The organism is Pseudomonas sp. MYb327, from assembly GCF_040438925.1.
In the GTDB taxonomy this organism is placed as follows: domain Bacteria; phylum Pseudomonadota; class Gammaproteobacteria; order Pseudomonadales; family Pseudomonadaceae; genus Aquipseudomonas.
In genome coordinates, this window is record NZ_CP159258.1 from 1,671,033 (window position 1) to 1,688,696 (window position 17,664).

Sequence of the window (17,664 nt, forward strand, 5' to 3'; positions counted from 1 at the left end):
GCGCTATAGCGAGATCTGTGCCAGATGGATAAGTTATTGAAATATATGGAAATTAATTTTATCAGTAAGCTGGTTTTTTATATTTGTCTCTATTTTGAGATTTTTAGCGCTTTCTGGCCCTATCGCTGGCAAGCCAGCTCCTACAAGTGAGCGGCGTACACGATCATCTCTTCAACCCGAACCCTGTAGGAGCCGGCTTGCCGGCGATGAGCGCGAAGCGCTCTGCTGTTTTATCTATCTATCGAGATTTATGTCTCTTTATGGAGACTCGGCAATCCCCAACGCCACCATCTTCTTGTACAACGTAGACCGCCCCAGCCCCAAGCGCGCCGCCGCGTCAATCACCTTGCCCCCGCATTGTGCCAGGGCAGCTTCAATCAAATGTCGATCAAATCGCTCCCGCGCCGCGCTGAACGTCTCATGTTCCACCGGTTCAATGGTTAGCGGCACCACTCGCTCTACCGGCGTAAAAGTCCCGATTGCCGCACGGATATCCGCAACGGTGAGCCGCAGGTCATCACTGAGCAACGCCGCCCGTTCCAGCACATTGCGCAATTCGCGAATGTTCCCCGGCCAGGCATGCTGTCCCAGCAACTCCAATGCTTCGCTGTTCAGTTCGTGCTGGCTGCGCAGTTCCTCAAGAATTGCTTCGCTGAGGGCGGGTAAATCGTCGAGACGGTCGCGCAGCGGTGGCACCTGGATCGGCAAAACGTTGAGGCGGTAATACAAATCGGCGCGGAACTCGCCGCGCTTGATTGCCGCTTCCAGGTCGGTAGATGTCGCGGCTATCACCCGTACATCGCTCTGGATTACTTCGTTTGAACCGACCGGTTCAAACTCCTTTTCCTGCAACACCCGCAGCAATTTGCTTTGCAGCGGCAGCGGCATGTCGCCGATTTCATCGAGAAATAACGTCCCGCCCTGGGCAATCTGCAACTTGCCGGCGCGACCCTTGCGGTCGGCACCGGTAAACGCGCCGGGAGCGGTGCCGAAGAATTCGGCTTCCAGCAGTGATTCGGGGATCGCCGCACTGTTGATGCTGACGAACGCCTTGTGCGCGCGCGGCGAGGCATTGTGGATCGCCTGCGCGAGCAATTCCTTGCCGGTTCCGGTTTCGCCCAGCAGCAACACCGGCGAATCGGTGCTGGCACTGCGCCGGGCGCGGCGTTTGACTTCCAGGCTGGCGGCACTGGTGCCGATGAAATGCGCGAAGTTGTATTTGGTCTGCCGCGAACGCAGCAGCGAACGCGTGGAGGCCAGTTCTTCCTGCATGCTCATGTAGCGCTTGAGCATTGGCGACAGGCTGCGCAACTCATCGAAGAGGGCAAAACCGATCGCGCCGATCACCTCGCCGGCATCGTCATGGATCGGCAGGCGCATCACCACCAGCGGCTCTTTCGGGGTGTCCTGCATGTCGAGCAGAATCGGCCGTCCCGTGCGCACCACCTCACGCAACAGGCTGCCGGGGATGACGCTTTCACAGGCTTTGCCGATGGCAATTTCTGCCGATTGCAGGCCGAAGCGCTTGGCATAGCGCTCGTTCATCCAGACGATGTTGGCGTCACGATCGACGATCACCGTGCCTTCACTCGACTGCTCGATGATCTCGAACAACGAGCGGATCGCCAGCAGGCGGACGCGCTGGTAGTCCTTGAGGCTTTCGGTGGTGTTCATGGGTGTCGTGTCCAGAATATGTGGTGTCTGTATTGGCTTCTTCGCGAGCAGGCTCGCTCCCACAGTTCACAACCCCCCTGTGGGAGCGAGCCTGCTCGCGATGGCCGCGACGCGGTCTGGCTGGATTATGCCTGCCCCGGATGCGCCGCCGCCAAAAGCTCTTTGGTGTACGGATGCTGCGGCGAATCGAACACGTCGTGGCTGGCGCCGCTTTCCACCACTTTGCCGTCCTTGACCACGATCATGTCGTGGGCCAGTGCGCGTACCACCGCCAGGTCATGGCTGATAAACAGATAGGTCAGGCCATGTTTTTCCTGGAGCTGACGGAGCAGGGCGACCACCTGCTTCTGCACGGTGCGATCCAGCGCCGAGGTCGGTTCGTCCAGCAGGATCAGTGCCGGTTTCAACACCAACGCCCGAGCGATGGCGATGCGCTGGCGTTGACCGCCGGAAAACTCGTGGGGGTAACGATGACGGCTTTGTGGATCGAGGCCGACTTCCTGCAGCGCCCGGATCACCTCGGCGTTGCATTCTTCAGCACTCAACTGACTATGAACTTCCAGACCTTCGCTGATGATCTGCGCCACGGACATCCGTGGGCTGAGGCTGCCGAACGGATCCTGGAACACCACCTGCATTTTCTTGCGCCAAGGTCGCAGTTGCTTCTGCGTCAGGCCGTCCAGCGCTTGTCCCTGGAAGCGAATGCTGCCCTCGGAATCGAGCAGGCGCAGGATCGCCTGGCCGAGGGTGGACTTGCCGGAACCGGATTCACCGACAATGCCCAGCGTCTTGCCGCGCTGGATATTCAGGCTGATGCCGTCCACGGCGTTTAAGTAGGTCTTGCGCTGGAACAGCCCGCCGCTGACGGCAAACTGCACCCGCAGATTGTCCACCTCCAGCACGTTTTCGCGCTCGTCCCGGGGCAGGGCTTCGCCTTCCGGCTCGGCGTTCAGCAGCACGCAGCTATAGGGATGCCTGGGTTCGGTGAACAGGGTTTCACACGGGGCTTGCTCGACGATTTCACCGGCCTTCATCACGCAGACACGCTGGGCAATGCTGCGCACCAGGTTGAGGTCGTGGCTGATCAGCAGCAGCGACATGCCGAGCCGCCGTTGCAGCGATTTGAGCAGCAGCAGAATCTTGCGCTGCACGGTAACGTCGAGTGCAGTGGTGGGTTCGTCGGCGATCAACAATTCCGGCTCGCAGGCCAGGGCCATGGCAATCATCACCCGCTGACGCTGGCCGCCGGACAATTGATGCGGGTAGGCCTTGAGCCGCTCCTTGGGTTTCTGGATTCCCACCAGATGCAGCAACTCGAGGATCCGTGCCTGCGCCGCTTTGCCGGCCATGCCTTTGTGCACCAGCAAGGTTTCGCCAATCTGTTTTTCGATGCTGTGCAGCGGATTGAGGGAGGTCATCGGCTCCTGGAAAATCATCGCGATTCGGTTGCCGCGCAGTTCGCGCAACTTCTTCGCATCGGCGCCCACCAGTTCCTGGCCGCGATAGCGGATGCTGCCGGTGGTTTCGGTACCGCATTCGGGCAACAATTGCAGGATCGAGTGGGCGGTAACCGATTTCCCCGAACCCGACTCGCCGACCAGCGCCAGGCATTCGCCGGGGCGGATGTCCAGGCACAGGTTGCGCACCACGGTCTGGCCACTGAAGGCCACGCTGAGGTCACGGATTTCGATCAGGTTGGTCATATCTACAGTCCGCCTTACGACCGGGGATCAAAGGCATCGCGCAACGCTTCGCCAATGAACACCAATAAAGAAAGAATCAACGCCAGGGTGAAGAACGCCGTCAATCCCAGCCATGGCGCTTGCAGGTTCTGCTTGCCCTGACCGATCAACTCACCCAGTGATGCACTGCCGGCCGGCATGCCGAAACCGAGGAAATCCAGCGCCGTGAGCGTCGAGATCGCCCCGGTCAAAATGAACGGCAGATAACTCAAGGTCGCGTTCATGGCGTTGGGCAGGATGTGTCGCACGATCACTTTGCGATCGCTCAACCCCAGCGCACGGGCTGCTTTGACGTACTCCAGATTGCGCCCGCGCAGGAACTCGGCGCGCACCACGTCCACCAGCGCCAGCCATGAAAAAAGCGCCATGATCCCCAGCAACCACCAGAAGTTTGGTTCGACAAATCCCGACAGGATGATCAGCAGGTACAACACCGGTAACCCGGACCAAACCTCCAGCAGTCGTTGACCGAGCAGGTCGACCCACCCGCCGTAATAGCCTTGCAGGGCGCCGGCGGCGATGCCGATCAACGCGCTGACGAAGGTCAGCATCAAGGCAAACAGAATCGACACGCGTGCACCGAAAATCACCCGCGCCAACACGTCGCGAGCCTGGTCGTCGGTGCCCAGCCAGTTCACGTTCGAAGGTGGGCTCGGTGCGGGTTTGTTCAGGTCATAGTTCGGCGTGTCGTCACTGAAGGGAATGGGCGGAAAGAGCATCCAGCCACCGTCCTTCTTGATCAGCTTCTGCACGTAGTCGCTGCGGTAGTCAGCCTGGAACGGCAGTTGCCCGCCGAATTCCTGCTCGGTGTAGCGCTTGATTGCCGGGAAATACAACGAGCCTTGGTAACTGACGATCAACGGATTGTCGTTGGCGATCAGTTCGCCGCCCAGGGTCAGCATGAACAGACCGACAAACAACCACAGCGACCACCAGCCACGGCGGTTTTTCTTGAAACGCTCAAAACGACGACGGCCCAGCGGCGAAAGCTTGAACATCAGGCGTTCCTCGCGGCGAAGTCGATACGCGGGTCGACCAGGGTGTAGCAGAGGTCGCCGACCAGTTTTATCAAGAGGCCAAACAGGGTGAAGATGAACAGCGAACCAAAAACCACCGGGTAGTCCCGCGAAACTGCCGCTTCATAGCTCATGCGGCCCAGGCCATCGAGGGAGAAGATCACTTCGATCAGCAACGAACCGGCAAAAAATACGCTGATAAACGCCTGGGGAATCCCCGATACCACCAGCAGCATGGCATTGCGAAATACGTGGCCGTACAGCACCCGGCGTTCGCTCAGGCCCTTGGCGCGGGCGGTGACCACGTACTGGCGGGTGATTTCATTGAGGAACGAGTTCTTGGTGAGGATGGTCAGGGTCGCGAAGCCACCGATCACCAGCGCCGTCACCGGCAGCACGAGGTGCCAGAAGTAGTCGGCGATCTTGCCCACGGTCGACAGCGATTCGAAATTGTCTGAAACCAGTCCGCGTACCGGGAACCAGTTCAACGAAGTGCCCCCGGCGAACATCACGATCAGGAACATGGCGAACAGGAACGCCGGCATCGCATAGCCGATGATGATGGCAGTGCTGCTCCAGATGTCGAAATGGCTGCCGTGATGCACCGCCTTGCGGATGCCTAGCGGGATCGATACGAGGTAGGTGATCAGCGTCGCCCAGAGCCCGAGGGAAATGGTCACCGGCATTTTTTCCAGGATCAGGTCGGTGACGGTGGCGCCGCGAAAGAAGCTCTTGCCGAAGTCCAGACGTGCGTAACTGGTGAGCATCAGCCAGAGACGCTCGTGGGCCGGCTTGTCAAAACCATATTGTTTTTCGATGTCCTTGATCAGTTGCGGATCGAGGCCGCGACTGGCGCGGGAGCGGCCATTCATGGTCTCGCCGGACCCGCCGCCGACACTGGCCCCGCCAATGCCTTGCAGATGAGCGATGGCCTGTTCAACCGGTCCGCCCGGAGCAGCCTGGACGATCACAAAGTTGACCAGAAGAATGATCACCAGCGTCGGGATGATCAGCAGCAGACGCCGCAGAATATAAGCCCACATCAGTGCGGTCCTCCGGGTTTGCCACGGCGGATGCGTTCGGCGGTCATTTCCTGGTTGGTCAATGGCGTAGTGCTAATTTCCCACCAACTCTCGATGGCTTCGTCATTGCTGGCTTGCACGTTCGGGATGCCGAAGCGATTCCACCACACCGTGGAAGTGCCTGGCGGGTAATAGTTGGGAATCCAGTAGTAGTTCCACTGCAGCACTCGGTCGAGCGCATGGGCGTAGCGCAACATCTCCGCTTGGGTATTGGCGCGCACCAGTCCGTTAAGGAGCGTGTCTATCGCCGGGTTCTTCAGCACCATGTAGTTGTTGGAGCCAGGGTCTGTGGCTGCGGCCGAACCGAAATAGTTGAACAGCTCACCGCCGGGCGACGTGGTGACCGGGTAGCCGGTGACGATCATGTCGTAGTCGCGGCTCATCAGACGATTGACGTACTGGGACGAGTCGATGCGACGGATGTTCAGGTCGATACCGATCTGTTTCAGGGTACGTTTATACGGCAGCAGCAAACGGTCCATGCCGTTCTGGCTGACCAGGAAAGTGAAGCTCAACGGCTCACCGTCAGCGTTCACCAGCTGATCACCTTTCGGTTTCCAGCCGGCTTGTTCGAGCAGGTCCAGTGCCTGGAGCTGTTTGTCCCGGATCACGCCACTGCCATCGGTTTTCGGTGGCTCGAAGACTTTAGTGAAGACTTCGTCGGGGATCTGCCCGCGCAAGGGTTCGAGTATCGCCAGTTCACCAGCATCCGGCAGTTGCCGGGCGGAGAGGTCGGTGTTGGAAAAGAAGCTCTGCTGGCGGATGTACATGTTGCGCATCATCTGCCGGTTGCTCCATTCGAAATCCCAGAGCATGGCCAGCGCCTGGCGTACCCGACGATCCTCGAACATCGGCTTTTGCAAGTTGAACACAAACCCCTGGCTCGGTTGTGGGGCTTCGACTGCCAAATGCGCCTTTTGCAGTCGGCCGTCACTCAGGGCCGGGCTTTCGTAGCCGATGGAGTAACCGGTGGCGGAAAATTCGCGATTGTAGTCGTAGGCACCGCCACGCAGCACCTGACGGGCGACGTCGGTATCGCCGAAGTATTCGATGCTGAAGTGATCGAAATTGTAGAGGCCACGGCTGACTGGCAAGTCCTTGCCCCACCAGTCGGGGTTGCGCTCGAAGGTAATGCTGCGTCCGGAATCGACCTTGCTGACCTTGTACGGCCCGCTACCCAATGGCGGCTCGTAACCGCCACCGCCGGCAAAGTCGCGGGTTTTCCACCAGTGTTCGGGAAACACCGGCAAGGTCGCGATGTCCAGCGGGAGGGTGCGGTTCTCGTTGTTCTTGAAGTCGAAGCGCACGGATAGCGGTGACTCCACTTCAACGCCTTTGACGTCGGCAAATTGCGTGCGATAACGCAGGCTGCCCTGGGTCATCAGCAAGTCAAAGGTGTAGCGCACGTCTTCGGCAGTAATTGGCTTGCCGTCGGCAAAACGTGCCTTGGGATTCAGATAGAAACGCAGGGACAGGCCGTCGTCGGAGCGCTCCATTTTCTCTGCGACCAGACCGTATACGGTGTAAGGCTCATCCAGCGAGCGCTGGGCCAGGGGCGAGTAGAGCAAACCGTCGATCTGCGAGACGCCAATGCCTTTGTCGATGTACGGCAGGACATGGTCGAATTGACCGATTTCGATCGCGGAGCGACGCATCGTACCGCCCTTGGGCGCTTGCGGATTGGTGTAGGCAAAATGACTGAAGCCGGCAGGATACTTGGCCGGTTCGCCGTAGACGGTCAACGCATGTTGCGGTGCGGCATTCACACCGGCGGCGCCCAACAGCAGGGCCACGGCAGTGAACAATAAAGTAGGGAAAGCCAGTCGCATTGTCAGCCTTAGAGCCGGGTGGTCGTTAACGCCAAGTTGTACGCTAGCGGCGCGTCCCTCGCCAGCCGAATCACGTATCCGATGCACAACGGCCCACCAGAAGGCGGGCCGTTATAGAGAGCGATCAGGCGTCGATCAGTCCTGACGGCTGGTCACTTCCAGCAAGTGGTAACCGAACTGGGTCTTGACCGGACCCTGTACCACGTTGAGTGGTGCGCTGAACACTACGGTGTCGAACTCCTTGACCATCTGGCCCGGACCGAACGAACCCAGATCACCGCCCTGGCGGCTGGAAGGGCACGTGGAGTTGGCTTTGGCGACTTCGGCGAAGTCTGCGCCGCCCTGGATTTGGGACTTGAGTTCGTTGCACTTGGCTTCGCTGGCAACCAGGATGTGACGGGCAGTGGCTTTAGCCATGGGAAATACTCCTTTTCAATGTTCGTTAAAGTGCTGAGCCTACCGGATTCAGTGATCTATTTCTTCTCAAAGTTCCGTTCCATGCGGCCTGGACGGCAGGGTGCTGATCACAGGCCAGCTTTTTTCAGGCGTTCTGCGTGCTGCACATAGAGGTCAGTCGGGTCGACGCTGTTTGCGAAAAGACTGGTGGTCTGGCGCAGGGTGCCCACATGGTCCAAAGGGTAGTCCGAGCGAATGACTGTGCCTAAATGAGAACTAAAGCGGCCGACCATGCCATCGTTCTGCTCTGCTTCGGTGACGAAGTATCTGGAAAGGGCGCATAGCGAGCCATGTAGTGGATCCAGCGCCATCAGTCGTTCATCCAGATTATGTCCGTGCAAGATGCCACTCCAGGAATAGTAGCGAACGCCGTTGACCAGTTCGCGGCCCTTGCTTCCCCAGGTCTTCGGCAGCCCTTGAGGGTACTTTTCGTTGAATGCGCCGACGCCTTCTGTGGTCAGGGCATTCAGTGCGGTGATGGCGTTCTGCGGCAGGCCGTCATTACCACTGATTGAGGAGAGGAAGTTTGCGAAAAGCGTCGCGACGGCCTCGGCGACATGCTCCGGCAATTGTCCGGGCTTCAGTGCCTTGCGCAGGAGGTCTGCCAGCTCGGAACCGTGGTTTGGTCCACTGACAGATGTCACCGAGGCAACCGAGTGTGGTGTTAACGCTGCCGCGTAACGTGCGGCGAGTGCGCCCTGACTGTGACCGATCAGGTTGACTTTGCTCGCGCCAGTGCCTTCCAGAACCCGTTCGATCTGCGCCAGTAACTGCTCACCCCGCGCTTCATTGCTGTGGGTTGCCGACAGGTGCGGGACGAACACTCTCGCACCTGCACTTCTGAGGGCTTGTTTGACGTCATGGAAGAGTTCAACGGTGCCGATCCGGCTAAAGCCGAAGAGCCCATGGACCAGCAGGATTGGGTGTTGAGTGCTTGCATTCCGTTGCATGTTTTTTACCTTTTTCAGGGTTCAGGGAGTTGCCATGCGTTGCACTCTAAAACACTCAGACGTTGGCGCGATGTATGAAAAAGCCGCTGTAAAAAGGCGAAAGCGGAATAGAACAACGGTGAAAAATCGGATGTGGATGAGGTCCCGGTCGGAATGTTTCGCCATCCTTTCAGCGGGTCTCGGGTGTTTTTAATCAATGGCCTACCCGGCGCAGGTCATTTGTCCGTGCATTGCGAAGGGTTCTCCCGACATCGGAATTCAGGCTTTTGCGGTTCAATAGGATTCGTTTGATGCCAGCCTGCGGGCGGCATTTATTCCAAGGACTGGAGCCTATAAATGAACAGACATGGAACCGACCAGAAGCTACCGAGACCGGTGGTGGATCAGGCTGAAAACGCCTTGCTGGACCCCTCTGATAGAAAGGCAGTGATCAAGGTCGAGCCTTATCCGGGCATGACCTGTGGCGACAAATTGGTGTTGTCCTGGGCCGGGCTGGATGTTGAAGGCCTGAGCTATCAGCACGAAACGACACGTTTTGTCAGCGATGCACAAGTGGGCATGGAAATGGTGTTTACCGTGCCTGCTGTACATATCGCGGCGCTTGATGGCGGCTCGCTTGAGATCTATTACACATTGATAAGTGCTGGGCGGCCGGAGCCGGCGCAGTCCCCATGTTTGCAGTTGAGCGTTGGCGATATCAAGCAAGACTTGCTGCCAGCGATTGCGAACGATGCCGTCGGCGGCACACTCGACCCCGAGCGGGTATCAGAGGGCACTCTGGTTTCAATCAGGCCTTATGCGCGAATGGCTGCCGGAGACAGGGTTCTGATGGCCTGGGCAGGCTTGACGCCAGAGGCGAGTTTCAATGACACACTTAACGTTGAATCCTTTGCGGTGGGTGGGGAGCTGTCTTTCTGGGTGCCCCCTGAATGCATTGCTCCCAACCTCGACGCTACTGTAGCGCTCAGCTATTGCGTCTATCACGAAGGGCAACATCCTCGGTATTCGGAGTCTTCCCAACTGGTGATAGGGGCTTTGACACGGGACACGATTTCGCCACCTGTCGTTCTGGAGGCGGACGAGGGCGTATTGGATCTGCAAGATGCGATGGATGGCGTCACTGTCGTGATCGAAGATGCGCGGACAGAAGAGGGCGAACTGGTCTACCTGAAATGCGATGGCGACTATTTCAGTCACCGCGATGACCGCGAGATAACCAGGGAAATGGCTGGCCAGCCACTGGTGTTCATTGTCCCCTACGGGTTCTGGAGGGAGCATCGAGATCAGATGGTACGTGTCTCTTATTCGGTTGAGCGTCTGGATGATGTCAGCCAGTTATCCGATGTGACGCTGGTGCAAATTCGCTCTTAGTACGTCGCGCCGCCAAACTGTCCCGGGATGAGGACAGCTTGGCGGGCGAGGTCATCCGGGCGTCAGTTGCTGTTTTGCGCACGCAGACGCTCTGCCGCCTTACGCAGCAGTTGCTCGGTGCCAGTCCAGCCCAGGCAACCGTCGGTAATCGACATGCCGTATTTCAGGGAAGGGCTCAACGGCTGGCAACCCTCGAACAGATGACTTTCGATCATCATGCCGATCAGTGAACGGTCACCTTGCAGGCGTTGTTCAAGGACATCGTTGAACACTGCTGGCTGGCGCAACGGGTCTTTGCCGCTGTTGGCGTGGCTGCAGTCAACCATGATCCGTGTCGGGATCTTCAAGTTGGCCAAGTCTGCATGCACTTTGGCAACGCTTGCGCGGTCGTAGTTGGGTCCGTTGTGACCACCGCGCAGTACCAGGTGGGTGTCGGCATTGCCCAGGGTTTGAATAATGGCGGGATGCCCTTGGCTATCGACACCGAAATGGCGATGTGGATGGGCGGCCGAGCGCATGGCATCACTAGCGACTGCGACACCACCGTCAGTACCGTTCTTGAAACCGACCGGCATGCTCAGGCCGCTGGCCATCTCGCGATGGATCTGCGATTCGGTGGTGCGGGCGCCAATGGCCACCCAGCTCAATAGATCGTCGAAGTAGCCGGCAGCCATGGGTTGCAGCAACTCGGTCGCAACCGGCAAACCCAACATGAGCATTTCTCGCATCAACTCGCGGGACAGCGTCAGGCCACCGGCCATGTCGTCGCTGCCATCCAGGCGAGGATCGTAGGCCAGGCCTTTCCAGCCGACAGTGGTGCGGGGCTTTTCGACGTAGGCGCGCATTACCAACAGCATTTCGTCGCTGACCTCGGCGCAGAGGCGGGCCAGGTTGCTGGCGTATTCGAGCGCAGACTTGGGGTCGTGAATTGAGCAGGGGCCGACAATCACGAGCAGGCGGGAGTCTTCACCGTCGAGGATCGCGCGGACCGCCTCGCGGTGTGCAGCGACCTGCTGGGTCAAGGCGGGCGTGAGTGGCAACTGTTGTTTGAGTTGCAATGAGCTCGGCAGGCGCAGGGTCAGCGCTTCATTGGCAGGGCTCAGTGTGGACAGTGGCAAAGCAGAGACGGACGAATTCATATTCAGGCTTCCTGGGCTGGCGGCGGGTTCACTCCCGCGCGCTCGGCCCTACTGGGGTGTTCGACAATTGGCCGGATTGGCTACATGTGTGTGCTTGCCACCTGTGGGTGACCGATCGGAGGCGGCAGGCTGTCCCGAGCGGAGGGTGGTAAATCGCCAGGCGGTAAAAATGTCGTAACGGTAATAAGTGGCGTAGTTCATTTTCTGAATCCTCAAGTTGTCTGGTGTGTCGCTAAAAATTTGGGGCTGAAAAAACAAAACCCCCGGTCGGGAGGCCGACCGGGGGTTGAAAATTCTCTGGTGGCGACCCGTTTAATGTGGGCGCCGTGTGGGTATCAGGCGCGCCAGTGGCTAAACCAATACCCAAAATAAAAGCTGACCGAAGCATGAACATCGTTTACTCGGGCAGCCGCAACCGAGCGCAGGGCGCTGGCGGTACGAAGCTGAGAGAGGGCGTTGAACATGGTTAATCTCCGATGAATGCGCCGAGCTTACTAGAGGCCGGTGAGAGGATTCAATCAGAAATTGCTATTGATGTTCAGCGAGGTTTTCTATCGCTTGAGTGATGTGAAGGGTATGACACACTCCTTTCTTTGACGGACACACAGAGGAGGAGTTATGCGCTCGCGCAGGCTTGAAGATGTTTGAATGGCGCCTGGCGTCTGATCGCGACCTCGATTTCGCTCGCGCGCTTACCCGCGACAACCTGCTGCGTTACTACATACAGCACAACCTGTTGTGGCAGGACGAAGCCTTTGATGTCGCTTGGGCAGGACGTGAGCACCGAATCATCACGCACACTGATAATCCTGTGGGTTATGTCAGCCTGAGCCGAGACGCCAGGGCTCTGTATATCCGCGAACTGCACATTGCCGAAGCGTTTCGTGGGCAGGGCGCCGGCTCCTGGGTTATCGATCAGGTATTGGCCATCGCGCGAAAGGAGCGACGCCCGGCATTGCGGTTGACGGTTTTCGAAAACAACCCGGCGCGGGCGTTGTATGAAAGAAAGGGACTACAGGTGGTGGGGGCGGACGAGTGCTTCCTGAGAATGCAGCGTGATGTCAATGGCTAGCATCGCTGAAACACGCATGCCACAAGCCTTTCAAGATGAATTGAAACTTTTTATATGACGCTTTCCGCTAGGTCTGCCAGTTGCTTTTTGCTAAGGTGTCGGCAACCCAATAAGACCATATCGCGAGGTGTCTGCTTGATTAGGGTGCTAGTAGTCGATGACCATGATCTCGTTCGTACAGGTATTACACGAATGCTGGCTGACATCGATGGCCTGCAAGTAGTCGGCCAGGCTGAATCAGGTGAAGAATCCCTGCTGAAGGCGCGTGAGCTGAAGCCCGATGTGGTTTTGATGGACGTCAAGATGCCCGGGATCGGCGGCCTTGAGGCCACACGAAAATTGCTGCGCAGCCATCCGGACATCAAAGTCGTCGCGGTGACGGTGTGCGAAGAAGATCCGTTTCCCACTCGGCTGTTGCAGGCCGGCGCTGCGGGCTACCTTACTAAAGGCGCGGGTTTGCCGGAAATGGTCCAGGCCATCCGGCTGGTATTCGCTGGCCAACGCTACATCAGCCCGCAAATTGCTCAGCAGCTGGCCATTAAATCCTTCCAGCCGACCAACGATTCGCCCTTCGACGCTCTGTCGGAGCGCGAAATTCAAATCGCGCTGATGATCGTGGGTTGCCAAAAGGTCCAGATCATTTCCGACAAGTTGTGCCTGTCGCCGAAAACCGTGAACACCTACCGTTACCGAATTTTCGAGAAGCTCTCGATCAGCAGTGATGTCGAGTTGACGCTGTTGGCGGTTCGTCACGGCATGGTCGATGCCAGCCTCTGAAAATGACTGAAACCTTTGATCCAAGCGCCTTTCTTTCAACCGTCAGTGGGCGCCCCGGTGTGTATCGCATGTTCGACAGCGACGCACGCCTGCTCTATGTCGGCAAGGCCAAGAATCTCAAGAATCGCTTGTCGAGTTACTTTCGCAAAACCGGTCTAGCACCCAAGACCGCTGCGCTGGTCGCGCGTATCGCCCAGGTCGAAACGACCATTACGGCCAATGAAACCGAAGCCTTGCTGCTCGAACAGACGCTGATCAAAGAGTGGCGCCCGCCGTACAACATCCTGCTGCGCGACGATAAATCCTACCCATATGTTTATCTTTCGGACGGCGAATTCCCGCGCCTGAGCATCCATCGCGGTGCGAAGAAGGGCAAGGGCAAGTACTTCGGTCCGTATCCCAGCGCTGGCGCCATTCGCGAAAGCCTGAGCCTGCTGCAAAAAACGTTTTTCGTTCGGCAGTGTGAGGACAGCTATTACAAAAACCGTACACGCCCTTGTTTGCAATACCAGATCAAACGCTGCAAGGCGCCTTGTGTCGGTCTGGTGGATCCCGAGGTGTACGCCGAAGACGTGCGGCACTCGGTGATGTTCCTTGAAGGGCGCAGCAATGCGCTGACCGATGAGTTGTCTGCCGGGATGGAAGAGGCGGCGATCAATCTCGAGTTCGAACGTGCTGCGGAATTGCGCGATCAGATCTCGCTGCTGCGTCGGGTGCAGGATCAGCAGAGCATGGAGGGCGGGACGGGCGATGTCGACGTGATCGCGGCATTCGTCAATCCGGGTGGCGCCTGCGTCCATTTGATCAGTGTGCGCGGTGGGCGAGTCCTGGGCAGCAAGAACTTCTTTCCGCAGGTCGGTATTGAAGAGGATGTTTCCGAGGTCATGGCCGCATTTCTCGGCCAGTATTTCATCAGCAGTCCCGAACGCGACCTGCCAAGCGAACTCATCGTCAACGTGGTCCACGAAGACTTTCCGACATTGATCGCGGCCATTGACGAGTTGCGTGGTCGTGAGCTGACCATCAGCCACCGAGTTCGCGGCACGCGAGCACGCTGGCAGCAATTGGCGGTGACCAATGCCGAGCAGGCATTGGGCGCGCGCCTGGCCAACCGCCAACACGTTTCCGCGCGTTTCGAAGCACTGGCAGAAGTGTTGAAACTGGACGAACCGCCCCAGCGCCTCGAATGCTACGACATCAGTCACTCCAGCGGCGAAGCAACCGTGGCCTCTTGCGTGGTCTTCGGCCCCGAAGGACCAATCAAGTCCGACTACCGTCGATACAACATCGAAGGCGTAACAGCTGGCGATGACTACGCGGCGATGCATCAAGCGCTGACTCGACGCTTCAGCAAACTGAAGGACGGGGAGGGCAAGCTTCCGGACATCCTATTGGTCGACGGTGGCAAGGGGCAGATGTCCATGGCCCGCGACGTGCTCAATGAGTTGGCTGTGCCGGATCTGATCCTGCTCGGCGTAGCCAAGGGCGCGACACGCAAGGCCGGTTTCGAAACGCTGTACCTGAACGATTCCGCCCACGAATTCACGTTGCGCGGAGATTCTCCCGCGCTGCATCTGATCCAACAGATTCGTGACGAGGCCCACCGTTTTGCCATTACCGGGCACCGCGCCCGTCGCGGCAAAACCCGTCGTACGTCTACACTTGAGGGCGTTGCCGGTGTTGGGCCGACACGTCGCCGCGATTTGTTGAAACATTTTGGTGGATTGCAGGAGCTATCTCGTGCCAGCATCGAAGAGATCGCCAAAGCACCCGGGATCAGTAAAAAGCTCGCAGAGTTGATTTATGCAAATCTGCACAGCGAGTAGAATGCCACCTCACCTCGTAGCCAGTTGTGCCGATGAATATCCCTAATCTGATTACCGTTCTACGCGTCCTGCTCATACCGATCTTCATTTTACTGTTCTACCTGCCTTACCAATGGAGCTACCTGGCTTCAGCCTCGGTGTTCGCATTTGCCGCCGCTACTGACTGGCTGGACGGGTATCTTGCCCGCCGTCTGGAACAAAGCACGCCGTTCGGGGCTTTTCTCGATCCGGTTGCCGACAAGCTGATGGTTGCAGTTGCACTGGTATTGCTGGTGCAAGAACACGGTAACCTGTGGCTCACGCTGCCGGCGGCTGTCATCATCGGTCGCGAGATCGTTGTCTCGGCGCTGCGTGAATGGATGGCCGAACTCGGCGCCCGCGCGCACGTCGCCGTATCGAATCTGGGCAAATGGAAAACCGCTGCGCAAATGCTTGCGTTGGTTATCCTGCTGGCCAATCCGAAGGATTTCAGCTTCTGGGTTCTATTGGGTTACGTTCTGCTGATGGTGTCTGCAGGCCTGACTTTGTGGTCCATGGTCCAATACTTGCGGGCTGCCTGGCCGCACCTGAAGACCGACGTTGAAAAGAAATAAAACTTTTTTGAATCAAAGGGTTGACGGGGCTTCTGGATTCTATAGAATGCGCCACACCAAGACGCGGGAATAGCTCAGTTGGTAGAGCACGACCTTGCCAAGGTCGGGGTCGCGAGTTCGAGTCTCGTTTCCCGCTCCAAGTTTTTACACGTTTGTTGTTGCGCTACTGGCAACAAATGTTTTGAGGCCGAGTAGCAAAATGGTTATGCAGCGGATTGCAAATCCGCCTACGCCGGTTCGATTCCGACCTCGGCCTCCACTAATAAACAAGCTCCGTAGATCAATGATTTACGGAGCTTTTTTATTTGCACGGTCCTGCAAGATTTAGTCTTGAAAAGGACAGATGCGAACTTGCTTCAACGGGACGGGATGTATATATTTCCCCTCTGCTGCACAAGCGTCAGAACTGCCAGGTTGTTATTGGTCGGAACTCAGACTGCTTAATCGCGCTACCGCCCGAATGGCGAAACTGGTAGACGCATGGGACTTAAAATCCCCCGCTCGTAAGGGCGTGCCGGTTCGATTCCGGCTTCGGGCACCATTTATAGTTTCACAGGGTTTCGCCAAGCTTCACGAAACCCTGATACTAAGCCGCCTAGAGCGGCTTTTTTATTGCGCCGAGTTTCGCACTCTTTCGCTGCAAGCCTCACATTTTTAGTACATCATTTAGCACTTCCTCAGTTCGACTGACTTGGTGATGTACTAATGCCCCTGACAGACACTGCTGTGCGACAGGCCAAGCAGGCCGAAAAGAGCTTCACCCTCACGGACGCCAGTGGCCTGTCCCTGTTCGTTGCCCCTAATGGCACAAAGTCCTGGCACTTTCGGTTCTCTTGGCACGGCAAGCAGCCGCGCATGTCGCTGGGCACCTATCCCGAGATCAGCCTTAAAGACGCCCGCGAGCTGCGAGACCAGGCTCGCACGCTCGTTGCCAAAGGCGTAGATCCCCGATTAAACCGGCGTGAAGAGAAGCGCGCAGCCAGCTCCAGCGCTGTCAAAACTTTCGAGGTGGTCGCAAACGAGTGGTACGCCTTCAAGCTGCCACGATGGGCGGCGGCGAAAAAGGGCGCTGCCGTGCAGGCGCAGCTCTACCTGGACAAGGATTTGGTACCGGCACTGGGGCGAATTCCAATTGCTGACGTGAAGCGCGCCGATGTACTAGCGTGTTTGCGAGTGATCGAGAAGCGCGGGGCGCTCAATGTGGCCCGCAAGTGTCGCACCTGGCTGAACGAGATATTCCGTTTCGGCATCGCGTCCGACTACTTGGAAGTCAATCCGGCGGCTGACCTGGACATCGTTGCGGCCAAAGAGCCTCCCGAAAAGCACAATCCCATGCTAAGGCAGCGGGAGCTGAAAGCTTTTCTGGCGAAGCTCGAAGAGGCCGATATCAAGGATTACACCAAGAGCGCCATCCGTATTCTGTTGCTGACGGCGGTGCGCACGGGCGAGCTGCGCCAAGCAAAGTGGTCACAGTTCGACCTTGATGCCGCTTTATGGACAATTCCAGCGGAAGGCGTGAAGCAGTTGCAGAAGGTCATCAGGGTAAAAGGGGAGGGAGTAATACCGCCGTATCTGGTGCCACTGTCGCGGCAGGCGGTCGAGGAGGTGCGCAAGGTGCACCAGATGACTGGCCGTTACAAGCTGCTGATCGCGGGTCGGAGTGACCCGAGCAAGCCGATCAGCGACGGCACAGTCAACGTGGCTTTGAGGCGCATGGGGTATGAAGGCAGACTGACCGGGCACGGGATCCGTGCCACGATTTCAACGGCCTTGAACGAGATGGGTTACAACGAGGATTGGATCGAGGCGCAGCTTTCGCATGCGGGCTCAAGCAAAGTAAGGAAGACCTACAACCACGCTGAGTACGTGGAACAGCGGCGGGGGATGATGCAGGACTGGGCGGATTACCTGGACCGGCTGGCGTCCGAATCCTGATCGCCGCGGGCCGCTGCCAGCCTGTCCATATTCCATTGCAGAACCTCGGACTTGACCCAGGCAACAGCCCGGCCACCCAGTGGCACTTGCTTCGGAAAAAGCCCCTCGCTGGCCATGGTGTAGATCTTGGTGGTGCCGAGGCCGGTCAGCTCTTTGACCTTGGGTAGTCGGATGAACTCGACAGGCTCTTCATATTGATCGT

General features: G+C 57.9%; 16 protein-coding genes and 3 tRNA genes. 9 read left to right on the forward strand and 10 right to left on the reverse strand.

The window, feature by feature from the left end:
- Positions 1 to 258: 258 nt before the first annotated feature.
- From ABVN21_RS07520 to ABVN21_RS07550, 7 genes are all read right to left on the reverse strand, one after another.
- Positions 259 to 1,674, reverse strand: coding sequence for a sigma 54-interacting transcriptional regulator (locus tag ABVN21_RS07520; RefSeq protein ID WP_339556657.1), 1,416 nt, complete (start codon positions 1,672 to 1,674; stop codon positions 259 to 261).
- 125 nt (positions 1,675 to 1,799) lie between these two features.
- A complete protein-coding gene (locus ABVN21_RS07525; protein WP_339556658.1) occupies positions 1,800 to 3,377 on the reverse strand; it encodes an ABC transporter ATP-binding protein in 1,578 nt (525 codons plus the stop codon).
- Positions 3,378 to 3,391: 14 nt separating this feature from the next.
- Positions 3,392 to 4,414, reverse strand: a complete 1,023-nt coding sequence (locus tag ABVN21_RS07530; protein ID WP_339556659.1) for an ABC transporter permease — start codon at positions 4,412 to 4,414, stop codon at positions 3,392 to 3,394.
- Positions 4,414 to 5,475, reverse strand: a complete 1,062-nt coding sequence (locus ABVN21_RS07535) for a microcin C ABC transporter permease YejB (protein ID WP_339556660.1) — start codon at positions 5,473 to 5,475, stop codon at positions 4,414 to 4,416. The genes ABVN21_RS07530 and ABVN21_RS07535 overlap by 1 nt, the downstream gene beginning before the upstream one ends.
- Positions 5,475 to 7,343, reverse strand: a complete 1,869-nt coding sequence (locus tag ABVN21_RS07540) for an extracellular solute-binding protein (protein WP_339556661.1) — start codon at positions 7,341 to 7,343, stop codon at positions 5,475 to 5,477. The genes ABVN21_RS07535 and ABVN21_RS07540 overlap by 1 nt, the downstream gene beginning before the upstream one ends.
- A 135-nt stretch (positions 7,344 to 7,478) precedes the next feature.
- Positions 7,479 to 7,760, reverse strand: coding sequence for a peptidylprolyl isomerase (locus ABVN21_RS07545; protein ID WP_339556662.1), 282 nt, complete (start codon positions 7,758 to 7,760; stop codon positions 7,479 to 7,481).
- Between the two features lie 107 nt (positions 7,761 to 7,867).
- Entirely contained in the window at positions 7,868 to 8,749 is an 882-nt protein-coding gene (locus ABVN21_RS07550; protein ID WP_339556663.1) for a triacylglycerol lipase, read from the reverse strand.
- A 336-nt stretch (positions 8,750 to 9,085) separates the two neighbouring features.
- Between ABVN21_RS07550 and ABVN21_RS07555 the strand changes: the two genes are divergently transcribed.
- The gene (locus ABVN21_RS07555; protein ID WP_339556664.1) at positions 9,086 to 10,120 is read left to right on the forward strand and encodes a hypothetical protein; all 1,035 of its coding nucleotides are present in this window, start codon (positions 9,086 to 9,088) and stop codon (positions 10,118 to 10,120) included.
- Positions 10,121 to 10,182: 62 nt separating this feature from the next.
- On the opposite strand, the gene ABVN21_RS07560 is transcribed toward ABVN21_RS07555, so the two are convergent.
- Positions 10,183 to 11,259: a 3-deoxy-7-phosphoheptulonate synthase gene (locus tag ABVN21_RS07560; protein WP_339556665.1), complete on the reverse strand. Its 1,077-nt coding sequence runs from the start codon at positions 11,257 to 11,259 to the stop codon at positions 10,183 to 10,185.
- Between the two features lie 335 nt (positions 11,260 to 11,594).
- On the reverse strand, positions 11,595 to 11,723 hold the full coding sequence (locus ABVN21_RS07565) for a hypothetical protein (RefSeq protein ID WP_339556666.1): 129 nt from the start codon (positions 11,721 to 11,723) through the stop codon (positions 11,595 to 11,597).
- Between the two features lie 176 nt (positions 11,724 to 11,899).
- On the opposite strand from ABVN21_RS07565, the gene ABVN21_RS07570 reads away from it, so the two are divergent.
- The 8 genes from ABVN21_RS07570 to ABVN21_RS07605 all read left to right on the forward strand — a co-directional run bounded on the left by ABVN21_RS07570 (position 11,900) and on the right by ABVN21_RS07605 (position 17,462).
- Positions 11,900 to 12,331 (forward strand): GNAT family N-acetyltransferase, encoded by a 432-nt coding sequence (locus ABVN21_RS07570; RefSeq protein ID WP_339556667.1) that lies wholly within the window; start codon positions 11,900 to 11,902, stop codon positions 12,329 to 12,331.
- 135 nt (positions 12,332 to 12,466) lie between these two features.
- Positions 12,467 to 13,108, forward strand: coding sequence for a UvrY/SirA/GacA family response regulator transcription factor (gene uvrY, locus ABVN21_RS07575; protein WP_008015884.1), 642 nt, complete (start codon positions 12,467 to 12,469; stop codon positions 13,106 to 13,108).
- Positions 13,109 to 13,110: 2 nt separating this feature from the next.
- Positions 13,111 to 14,934 carry an excinuclease ABC subunit UvrC gene (gene uvrC / locus ABVN21_RS07580; RefSeq protein WP_339556668.1) on the forward strand — a complete coding sequence of 608 codons (1,824 nt, stop codon included), beginning with the start codon at positions 13,111 to 13,113 and terminating at the stop codon, positions 14,932 to 14,934.
- A gap of 32 nt (positions 14,935 to 14,966) precedes the next feature.
- Complete coding sequence (gene pgsA, locus ABVN21_RS07585) at positions 14,967 to 15,527, forward strand: CDP-diacylglycerol--glycerol-3-phosphate 3-phosphatidyltransferase (RefSeq protein WP_339556669.1); 561 nt, start codon at positions 14,967 to 14,969, stop codon at positions 15,525 to 15,527.
- A 63-nt stretch (positions 15,528 to 15,590) separates the two neighbouring features.
- A tRNA-Gly gene (locus tag ABVN21_RS07590) sits at positions 15,591 to 15,666 on the forward strand.
- 46 nt (positions 15,667 to 15,712) lie between these two features.
- A tRNA-Cys gene (locus tag ABVN21_RS07595) sits at positions 15,713 to 15,786 on the forward strand.
- 195 nt (positions 15,787 to 15,981) lie between these two features.
- Positions 15,982 to 16,068 (forward strand) — tRNA-Leu (locus ABVN21_RS07600).
- Positions 16,069 to 16,232: 164 nt separating this feature from the next.
- Positions 16,233 to 17,462, forward strand: a complete 1,230-nt coding sequence (locus tag ABVN21_RS07605) for an integrase arm-type DNA-binding domain-containing protein (RefSeq protein WP_339556670.1) — start codon at positions 16,233 to 16,235, stop codon at positions 17,460 to 17,462.
- Here ABVN21_RS07605 and ABVN21_RS07610 read toward each other — a convergent pair.
- Complete coding sequence (locus ABVN21_RS07610; protein WP_353637231.1) at positions 17,432 to 17,578, reverse strand: AlpA family phage regulatory protein; 147 nt, start codon at positions 17,576 to 17,578, stop codon at positions 17,432 to 17,434. The two genes, ABVN21_RS07605 and ABVN21_RS07610, sit on opposite strands and share 31 nt — an antisense overlap.
- Positions 17,579 to 17,664: the final 86 nt, after the last annotated feature.

What these genes read in the sequence shown, in the direction of transcription:
- ABVN21_RS07565 (WP_339556666.1), bottom strand. Translation starts at nt 11,723, where the DNA reads ATGTTCAACGCCCTCTCTCAGCTTCGTACCGCCAGCGCCCTGCGCTCG.
- ABVN21_RS07540 (WP_339556661.1), bottom strand. Translation starts at nt 7,343, where the DNA reads ATGCGACTGGCTTTCCCTACTTTATTGTTCACTGCCGTGGCCCTGCTG.
- ABVN21_RS07545 (WP_339556662.1), bottom strand. Translation starts at nt 7,760, where the DNA reads ATGGCTAAAGCCACTGCCCGTCACATCCTGGTTGCCAGCGAAGCCAAG.
- ABVN21_RS07555 (WP_339556664.1), top strand. Translation starts at nt 9,086, where the DNA reads ATGAACAGACATGGAACCGACCAGAAGCTACCGAGACCGGTGGTGGAT.
- ABVN21_RS07535 (WP_339556660.1), bottom strand. Translation starts at nt 5,475, where the DNA reads ATGTGGGCTTATATTCTGCGGCGTCTGCTGCTGATCATCCCGACGCTG.
- ABVN21_RS07610 (WP_353637231.1), bottom strand. Translation starts at nt 17,578, where the DNA reads ATGGCCAGCGAGGGGCTTTTTCCGAAGCAAGTGCCACTGGGTGGCCGG.
- ABVN21_RS07520 (WP_339556657.1), bottom strand. Translation starts at nt 1,674, where the DNA reads ATGAACACCACCGAAAGCCTCAAGGACTACCAGCGCGTCCGCCTGCTG.
- uvrC (WP_339556668.1), top strand. Translation starts at nt 13,111, where the DNA reads ATGACTGAAACCTTTGATCCAAGCGCCTTTCTTTCAACCGTCAGTGGG.
- ABVN21_RS07605 (WP_339556670.1), top strand. Translation starts at nt 16,233, where the DNA reads ATGCCCCTGACAGACACTGCTGTGCGACAGGCCAAGCAGGCCGAAAAG.
- ABVN21_RS07560 (WP_339556665.1), bottom strand. Translation starts at nt 11,259, where the DNA reads ATGAATTCGTCCGTCTCTGCTTTGCCACTGTCCACACTGAGCCCTGCC.
- ABVN21_RS07530 (WP_339556659.1), bottom strand. Translation starts at nt 4,414, where the DNA reads ATGTTCAAGCTTTCGCCGCTGGGCCGTCGTCGTTTTGAGCGTTTCAAG.
- ABVN21_RS07550 (WP_339556663.1), bottom strand. Translation starts at nt 8,749, where the DNA reads ATGCAACGGAATGCAAGCACTCAACACCCAATCCTGCTGGTCCATGGG.
- ABVN21_RS07570 (WP_339556667.1), top strand. Translation starts at nt 11,900, where the DNA reads ATGTTTGAATGGCGCCTGGCGTCTGATCGCGACCTCGATTTCGCTCGC.
- ABVN21_RS07525 (WP_339556658.1), bottom strand. Translation starts at nt 3,377, where the DNA reads ATGACCAACCTGATCGAAATCCGTGACCTCAGCGTGGCCTTCAGTGGC.
- pgsA (WP_339556669.1), top strand. Translation starts at nt 14,967, where the DNA reads ATGAATATCCCTAATCTGATTACCGTTCTACGCGTCCTGCTCATACCG.